General features: G+C 71.4%; 6 protein-coding genes. 2 read left to right on the forward strand and 4 right to left on the reverse strand.

What is annotated here, in order from left to right:
* Positions 1-156 precede the first annotated feature (156 nt).
* Positions 157-2,574: an ABC transporter permease gene (locus tag D9V36_RS11780; protein ID WP_129293733.1), complete on the reverse strand. Its 2,418-nt coding sequence runs from the start codon at positions 2,572-2,574 to the stop codon at positions 157-159.
* Positions 2,574-3,341 carry an ABC transporter ATP-binding protein gene (locus D9V36_RS11785; RefSeq protein WP_129293734.1) on the reverse strand — a complete coding sequence of 256 codons (768 nt, stop codon included), beginning with the start codon at positions 3,339-3,341 and terminating at the stop codon, positions 2,574-2,576. The genes D9V36_RS11780 and D9V36_RS11785 overlap by 1 nt, the downstream gene beginning before the upstream one ends.
* Positions 3,342-3,486: 145 nt before the next feature.
* Here D9V36_RS11785 and D9V36_RS11790 point away from each other — a divergent pair, with 145 nt between their 5' ends.
* The gene (locus D9V36_RS11790) at positions 3,487-4,707 is read left to right on the forward strand and encodes a sensor histidine kinase (RefSeq protein WP_129293735.1); all 1,221 of its coding nucleotides are present in this window, start codon (positions 3,487-3,489) and stop codon (positions 4,705-4,707) included.
* A complete protein-coding gene (locus D9V36_RS11795; RefSeq protein ID WP_206739649.1) occupies positions 4,692-5,339 on the forward strand; it encodes a response regulator in 648 nt (215 codons plus the stop codon). The genes D9V36_RS11790 and D9V36_RS11795 overlap by 16 nt, the downstream gene beginning before the upstream one ends.
* A 62-nt stretch (positions 5,340-5,401) precedes the next feature.
* On the opposite strand, the gene D9V36_RS11800 is transcribed toward D9V36_RS11795, so the two are convergent.
* A complete protein-coding gene (locus D9V36_RS11800; protein ID WP_129293736.1) occupies positions 5,402-6,346 on the reverse strand; it encodes a TauD/TfdA family dioxygenase in 945 nt (314 codons plus the stop codon).
* Positions 6,347-6,359: 13 nt separating this feature from the next.
* The gene (locus tag D9V36_RS11805) at positions 6,360-7,400 is read right to left on the reverse strand and encodes a MupA/Atu3671 family FMN-dependent luciferase-like monooxygenase (protein ID WP_129293737.1); all 1,041 of its coding nucleotides are present in this window, start codon (positions 7,398-7,400) and stop codon (positions 6,360-6,362) included.
* Positions 7,401-7,460: the final 60 nt, after the last annotated feature.

The following is a 7,460-nucleotide window of genomic DNA, read 5'->3' on the forward strand; positions in this document are numbered from 1 at the left end:
ATCGCCTCCCATCGCGCTTGCGCCGCTCAGCACAACCAGAGGTGCTATCGGTGCTCTATACGCGCGGCTGCGGGAGGGAGGACGCGCACACGAACAGCGGCCCCCGAGGGGGGGATTCCCCGGGGCCGCCGGCTTGTGCCGTCTCGTGCTCGTCGGTTACGCCGTCTGCCTGCGCAGCGTCTTCGCGGTGACCGCGAGCCCGGCGAGGACGGCTGCCACGAGGGTGCCGACAACGGCGGTGGTGAGGGTGCCGGTGCTCAGGTGCAGGCCCACGTCCGAGGAGGTGGCCTGGGAGAGGCCGGAGGCCATGCCCGCCAGCGGGGGCAGGGTGACCAGGACGCCGAGGGCGGCGCCGATGAGGATGACCAGGGACGTCTCGCCGGCGGAGACCCAGAGCAGCTGGCGGACGGTGCCGCCGGCCGACTTCATGACACCGAAGTCGCGGCGCCGACCGTGGGCGGCCATGGCCATGCTGTTGGCGACGGCGATCACGCTGTAGCCGACGGCGATCACGACCAGCATCATGGCGAGGCTGTCGGTGAGCTTGGCGTCCGTCTCGTAGTCGGCGAGCGCGTACTCGGCGGCGTCGTGCAGGGCGGTGCCGGGGACGGACGCGGACGCCTTGGCGCTGCCGGGGACGAAGATGTCGTCGGTGAGCGCGCCCGGGTCGTGGGCGCGGACCAGGTCGCGGGCGACGACGAAGTCACCGCGGGCCGGGTCGTCGGGCAGCACCGCGCCGACGCGCAGGGGGACGGTGGCGCCGTCGGCGAACCGGACCGGGACCTCCTGGCCCTTCGTCAGGCCCAGGTCCTTGGCGATGTGCTCGCCGAGGACCGCCTCGCCGGGCGTGCTCCAGCGTGCGTCACGGCTGCCCAGGATGTCCAGAACGGTCGCGTCGGCCGTCTTCTCGGTCTGCTCGGCCTCCTTGGAGCTCTGTGTGACCTTCAGGACGAACGCGCGGGTCGGCAGCGCGGCCTTGCCCACCGGGTTGGCGGCGACGACCTCGTCGGTGTTGCCGGGCGTGCCGTCCGACGTGACGATCGTCTGGCCGACGACCTTCAGGGCCTCGCCCGCCGGGTAAGCGACCCGCATCGTCTCCACCATGCCGCTGAGCAGCACCGCGAAGCCGACGGCGGCGATCACGGGGGCCACCAGGGAGGCGGCGCGGCGCGGGTTGGCGACCAGCTCGGCACGGATCAGGACCGGCGCGGCGGAGCCGCCGCGCTGGAAGGGAGCGGTCAGGAACCGGCCGACGGGCCCGATGAAGACGGGGGTCAGCAGGGCAGCCGCGACGATCAGCGTCATGGTGGCGGAGATCGCCATGTTGATGCGGTTGTCGGCGCTGGAGGTGGCGGTGCCGATCGCCAGCAGCACCCCGATCCCGAGAACGGCGAGGCCGGCGATCCAACGGCCGCGACCCATGCCCTTGTTGGCGGAGCGGCTGTCCAGGAGGGCTTCGACGGGGGCGACCTGGGCGGCCTTGCGGCCCGCGGTCCATGCGCCGATCACGCTGACGCCGATACCGACCACGCAGCCGGTGAGCAGCGGCCAGGGGGCGACGGTGACCTGCATGTCCGGCGGCGTCACGTCCAGGCTCTGGAGGATGTCGCGCAGCAGCGGGGCGGCGGCGACCCCGGCCATGCAGCCGGCGATCGAGCCGAGCAGGCCGACGACGGCGGCCTCCCCGAGGATCATGCGCTTGACCTGCTTGGGAGCGGCGCCGATGGTGCGCAGCAGACCGATCTCGCGGCGGCGCATACCGGTCGCCAGGACGAGCATGGAGGCGACCACGAACACGGTGGTGAACAGGCCGAGGAGAGCCATGGCGCTGATGAGCTGGACGCCCAGGAAGCGCTTGTGCTCGACGTACCGGGGCTGCAGCTCGGAGCGGGCGTCGCCGGAGACGATGTCGCCCTTGTCGCCGATGGACTTCTTCGCCGCGGCGACGATCGCGCCGCTGTCGGCCCCCTTGCCGGCGACGAGGGCGATGACGCCGATACCGGGCTGCTGCCGGGCGGCGAACTCCTCGCTGAAGTAGTAGCCGGGGCCGTCCACGGTGCCGACGACGGTGAACTGCCTTCGGCCGTGGGTGATGTTCACGGTCAGTTCGCTGCCGACGGCCGTGTGCAGGGCGCGGTCCACCACGACCTCGTCGGCGGCGCGAGGGGCCCGGCCGGAGGTCAGCCGGTAGGGCGCCATCTGCGCGCTGCCCCATCCGTGGCCCGACTCCAGGGCGCCCTCGTCGCTGACGGGCTTGCCGTCCTTGATCGCCTGGGCGTAGAAGGAGCGGTCGACGACGGCGTGGGCCAGGCCCGGCACCTTGTCGAGTCCGGCGAGAAGCGGCTGGGCCTCGGCCTTGCCCCACGGCATTCTGTCCTTGGGGCTGCCGTCGGCCTCGACGGCCTTGTGCGGCAGGGCCAGTGCGGCGGTGCCCGCGTAGCGGGGCTGGACCCTGGGCCGGGCGGAGTCGTAGATGACCAGTGTGGTCGTGATCAGGGCGACGCCGACGAGGACGGCGACGAAGGCTCCCAGGAAGCCGGACCAGCGTTCGCGGACGTTCGCGAGGATCAGCATCACGCCTCCATCCGGGCCATGTGGGTGGCGATCGCGGCGGCGTTGTCGCTGCCGGAGTGACGGTCGAGCACTACGCGGTCGGCGATGCGCCCGTCCTTGAGGAAGACGACGACGTCGGCCATGGCCGCGGCCATCGGGTCGTGCGTGACCATCAGGGTGGTCTGGCCCTCCCGGTCCACCAGCATCCGCATCATCCGCAGCACCTCGCGGGAGGTGTTGGTGTCCAGGGCGCCGGTCGGTTCATCGGCGAAGAGGACATCGGGCCGGGTGACGAGGGCGCGGGCGAGGGCGACACGCTGCTGCTGGCCGCCGGACAGCTGGCTGGGGCGGTGCCCGGCGCGGTCGGCGAGGCCGACGGCGCCGAGCGCCTCGGCCACCTGCTGGCGGCCCACCTTGCGCCCCGCGAACCGGGACGGCAGCTCGACGTTCTGGGCCGCGGTGAGCGACTCCACCAGGTTGAACGCCTGAAAGACGAATCCGATGTGATCGCGGCGCAGTTCGGTGCGCTGCCGCTCGTTCTGCTCCACGATGTTCACACCGGCGAGGACGATCCGCCCCTCGGTGGGCTGCTCCAGCCCCGCCGCGCACTGCAGCAGGGTCGACTTCCCGGAACCCGAAGGGCCCATGATCGCGGTGAAGGTCCCGCGCGGGAAGCTGCTGGAGACCCCGTCCAGTGCGGTGACCTGGTGTCCACCGGTGCCGTGGACCTTGCGCACACCGTGGAGTTCGACCGCGTCCTGCGCCGGGGCTTGCCTCGTTGTCGTCATGCGTCGATTCCACTCCACCGGGGGTGGGTGGGGCACTGACCCACTCTCTACTCCCGAGGTAGAGGCAGCTCTACCTTTCGCGGTCCGGGGCGGCTGTCCACGAAGACGCCCCCCACAGCGCTTTTCGCCCGGTTACGTTGATTGCATGCAACCCACAACAGCCTGGCAGGCCATGGCTCAGCGCCCGTTGAGCTTCCTGACCTCAAGCTGGCCCTGGCGGTCGCTGGCCTATCTCAGCGGCGGCGTCGTGGTCGGCGCCGCGGCGGTGCTGGTGTTCGCGCTGGGCCTGGCCGCGGGGCTCGCCCTGCTGGTTGTGCTGATCGGTGTCGCCCCTCTGGTGGGCATGGTGCTGGTCTCCACGCTGGTGGCCCGGGTCGAGCGCCGCCGGCTGCGCCTGGTGGACCGGGACCCTGTGCCAAACCCGCATCAGGCCCCCGGCAGCCCCGGTCTGCGCGCCTGGACGGCCAACCGGCTCAAGGAGCAGGTGACATGGCGGGAGTTGATGTTCACGCTGCTGTCGGCGGCCGCGCTGTGGTGGCTGGACCTGATGGTCCTCGGGTTCTCCTTCGGCCTCCCGGCCACCACCATCGCGTCCACCGACGGTGCCACCTGGCCCTGGACGGTGTTCGGGGCGATCGTGCTGCTCGCCTCGCCCTACACGGTGACCTCCTGGGCCGGCGCGCGGGCCGCCATGGCCCGCACCTTCCTCGCGCCGCGCGACAAGGAGCTGGGTGAGGAGCTGCGCGAGGTCCGTGCCTCACAGTCGCGGCTGCTCGATTCCTTCGACGCCGAGCGGGTCCGGATCGAACGCGATCTGCACGACGGGGCGCAGCAGCGGCTCGTCTCGCTCGGGATGACGCTCGGGCTGTTGCGCCTGGAGGTCCCGGAGGGCTCCGTACAGGCCGAGCTGCTGACCGAGGCGGAAACCCAGCTGTCCACCGCGCACAAGGAGTTGAGGGCGCTGATCCGGGGCCTCAATCCGCCGGTGCTGGCCGACCACGGCCTGGTCGCGGCGATCGAGGACTACGCCGGCCGGTTCCCGGTCCCGGTGAGCGTGGATCTGCGCCTGCCCCAGCGGCTGCCGCGCAAGCTGGAGACGACGATGTACTACTTGATCAACGAGGCCATGACGAATATCGCCAAGCACAGTGGCGCCACCAGAGCCGAGGTGCGTGGCCGCTACCATTCCGATCTGTTGATCCTCGACATCACGGACGACGGCCACGGCGGGGTCGCCCCGGAGGCGGGCAGCGGCGTGACCGGGCTCGCGGACCGGGTCACGGCCCTGGACGGCCGGATGCGGGTGTCGAGTCCGGTGGGTGGTCCCACCCTGCTGCATGTGGAGGTGCCGTGTCGCTTCGCCTGATCGTGGCCGAGGACGCCGTTCTGTTGCGCGAAGGACTGGTCGGGCTGCTCGAACGGGTCGGCCACGAGGTGACGGCCGCCGTCGGGGACGCCGACACGCTGGTGGCGGCGGTCCGCGCCGACCGGCCGGACCTGATCGTCACCGACGTACGGATGCCGCCTTCGCTCAGCGACGACGGCCTGCGCTCGGCCGTGGCCCTGCGCGAGGAGTTCCCCGGTCTGCCCGTGCTCGTCCTGAGCCAGTACGTGGAACGCTCCTATGCGCTGCGCCTGCTCGACTCGGGCGGCGGCGCCGGGGTGGGGTACCTGCTCAAGGAACGGGTGAGCGCGGTCGCCGACTTCGTGGCCGCGATCGAGCGGGTCGCCGCGGGCGGCACCGTCGTCGACCCGGAGGTCATCACCCAGCTGGTGCGGCTGCGCCAGGACCCGCTGGAGCGGCTGAGCGCCCGCGAGCGGGAGGTGCTCGGGGGCATCGCCGAGGGCCGTTCCAACGCCAGCCTCGCCAAGCACCTGTTCATCAGCGAGGCGGCCGTGAACAAGCACATCGGCAACATCTTCAACAAACTGGACCTGCCGGTGGACACCGAGGGGCACCGCCGGGTCCTCGCGGTCCTCGCCTTCCTGCGGGCATGACGGTGCGGCCTCGTCCACCCCGGTGCGCGGGCTGGACGAGGCCGCGGCCCGTCGCCGGGCGGTCAGTCGGTCATGGCGACCAGGATGCGGCGGGTGCCCTCGAAGGGACGTCGGCCGTGCCCGGTGAGCACGTTGTCGATCACCAGCACGTCGCCGAACCGCCAGTCCACGTCCACGGCCAGCTCCAGACCCCGGTCCCGGATCTGCGTGATGTACCCGTCCGGTATGGGTGTGCCGTCGGCGAACGTGACGTACTGGGGGAACTCCTCGGGTTCGAGGATGTCGTACAGCTCCCGGGAGGTCTCGTCGCCGAGGCCGGCCGGGTGCCACTGGTCGGCCTGATTGAACCAGACCTCGGCGCCCGTCACCGGGTGCGTGGTGGTGGCCGCGCGGTGCTGGACCACGCGGATGCCGTCCGGGCCCCACTCCCACTCGGCCTCCGAGGCCGTCAGGAACCGCTCCACCTCGGCGCGGTCGTCGGTCTCGAAGGTGTCCTGCCAGCTCTTGCCGAGTCCGTATCCGTCGTGCAGGTTCTGGACGTAGCGGATGCCCCCCGCGAATGCCTCGCGGATCTCGGCGTCGAGGGAGTTGAGCCACAGTTCGCCGTCCACGACCGGGGTGGCGCCCCCGGACTCGGCGGCCTTCTCGCAGTAGAACGCGAGTCGGGTCGGCCACTTGCGGGCGTAGTTCAGCTCGTTGTGCATGGAGATGGTGAGGCGCTGCGGGTACTCGGTGGAGGTGTAGAGGTTGCCGCGCACCCGGGTGCGCGGGGAGTTGCCGTGCACGTAGGGCAGCCGGGAGGGCAGCAGCTGGTCGAGGACGGGTTCGACCGCGTCGGGGCCGACCCCGAAGTCGCGGAAGACGAGCGCCTTGTGCCGGGTCAGCAGGTCGGTGAGACGGTCGGCGCCGAGTTCGGTGAGGTGTGCGGCCAGGTCCCGGCTCCCGGTCGCGGCGGCGGTGATCTCGTGCGGGGCCCAGGTCGGGCCCGCGCTCAGGGTGGTGCTCATGACGTCTCCTGTCTCATCGGGAGATGATCTCGTTCAGCTTGCCGAGCTTGTCGATGCCGTCGAGCACGGCCCGGGACTCCACTCCGAAGTCCACGAGGCAGCCGATCTCGTCGACCCCCAGAGCCCGTATGTGCGGGAGCAGTTCGGCGGCCCGCTCGACGCTGCCGAAAAGCCCGCCGGTCTCGAAGTAGCGGTCGAACGCCCGGGCCGCGAGGTAGTCCATGTCGTCGGCGTTCAGCTCGGACAGGTCCATGTCCTTGCCGGTGAACGACTTGGCGGTGAGGTTGGCTGAACTCTTCAGGTAGTTCGTGAAGGGCTCGCGCACCTGCTCGCGGACCTGGTCGACGTCGTCGCCGAGCAGGGTGTGCAGCATCAGCACCACATGGCCGGACCAGCCGTCGTGTTCCTCGGCGGCCACCCGCCGGTACTCGGCGATCTTCGCGGCCACCTCCTCCAGGGACTGGCCGAGCAGGTGGGTGAGGATGCCGGCCTTCATCCGGGCGGCGGCCCGGAAGGTGTCCACGCCGCCGGCCGACGTCAGCCACACCGGCAGCTCGGGCTGCACCGCGGGCGGATAGGTACGGATCTCGACGGGCCGGCCGAGTCCGTCGGTGGTGGCGTGGGTCTCGCCCCGCCACAGGCGGCGGACCTCTTCGGCGGTGTCACGCACGAGGGTGCGACGGTCCGCGTGGTTCTCCGGGCGCAGCGCGAAGTCCACGGTGTTCCAGCCCGACGCGAAGGCGATACCGGCCCGGCCGCCGGAGAGGTTGTCCACCACCGACCACTCCTCGGCGATCCGCGCCGGGTGGTGGAGCGGGGCGACGACACTGCCGGCCCGGATGCCGACCCGCTGGGTGGACATGGCGACGGCGGCGCCGAGCACGGCCGGGTTCGGGTAGGCGCCGCCGAAGGGGTCGAAGTGCCGCTCCGGGGTCCACACCGCGGCGAGCCCGGAGCGGTCGGCGAGTTTCGCTCCCTCGATCAGCAGCTCGTAACGGCCGGCTTGCCCGGGCGCGGTGGAGTCGTGCGCGAAATAGAACAGGCTCAGATCCATGGACGGTCCTTCGGGTGGTCCGGTGGTGGTGACGGGCACGGCGAACGGGCTTCGGGTGTA

It is taken from the genome of Streptomyces lydicus (assembly GCF_004125265.1).
Lineage (GTDB): Bacteria > Actinomycetota > Actinomycetes > Streptomycetales > Streptomycetaceae > Streptomyces > Streptomyces lydicus_C.

Excerpts from the sequence above, each read along its gene's own strand:
- D9V36_RS11790 (WP_129293735.1), top strand. The coding sequence starts at position 3,487 with ATGCAACCCACAACAGCCTGGCAGGCCATGGCTCAGCGCCCGTTGAGC.
- D9V36_RS11800 (WP_129293736.1), bottom strand. The coding sequence starts at position 6,346 with ATGAGCACCACCCTGAGCGCGGGCCCGACCTGGGCCCCGCACGAGATC.
- D9V36_RS11805 (WP_129293737.1), bottom strand. The coding sequence starts at position 7,400 with ATGGATCTGAGCCTGTTCTATTTCGCGCACGACTCCACCGCGCCCGGG.
- D9V36_RS11780 (WP_129293733.1), bottom strand. The coding sequence starts at position 2,574 with ATGCTGATCCTCGCGAACGTCCGCGAACGCTGGTCCGGCTTCCTGGGA.
- D9V36_RS11785 (WP_129293734.1), bottom strand. The coding sequence starts at position 3,341 with ATGACGACAACGAGGCAAGCCCCGGCGCAGGACGCGGTCGAACTCCAC.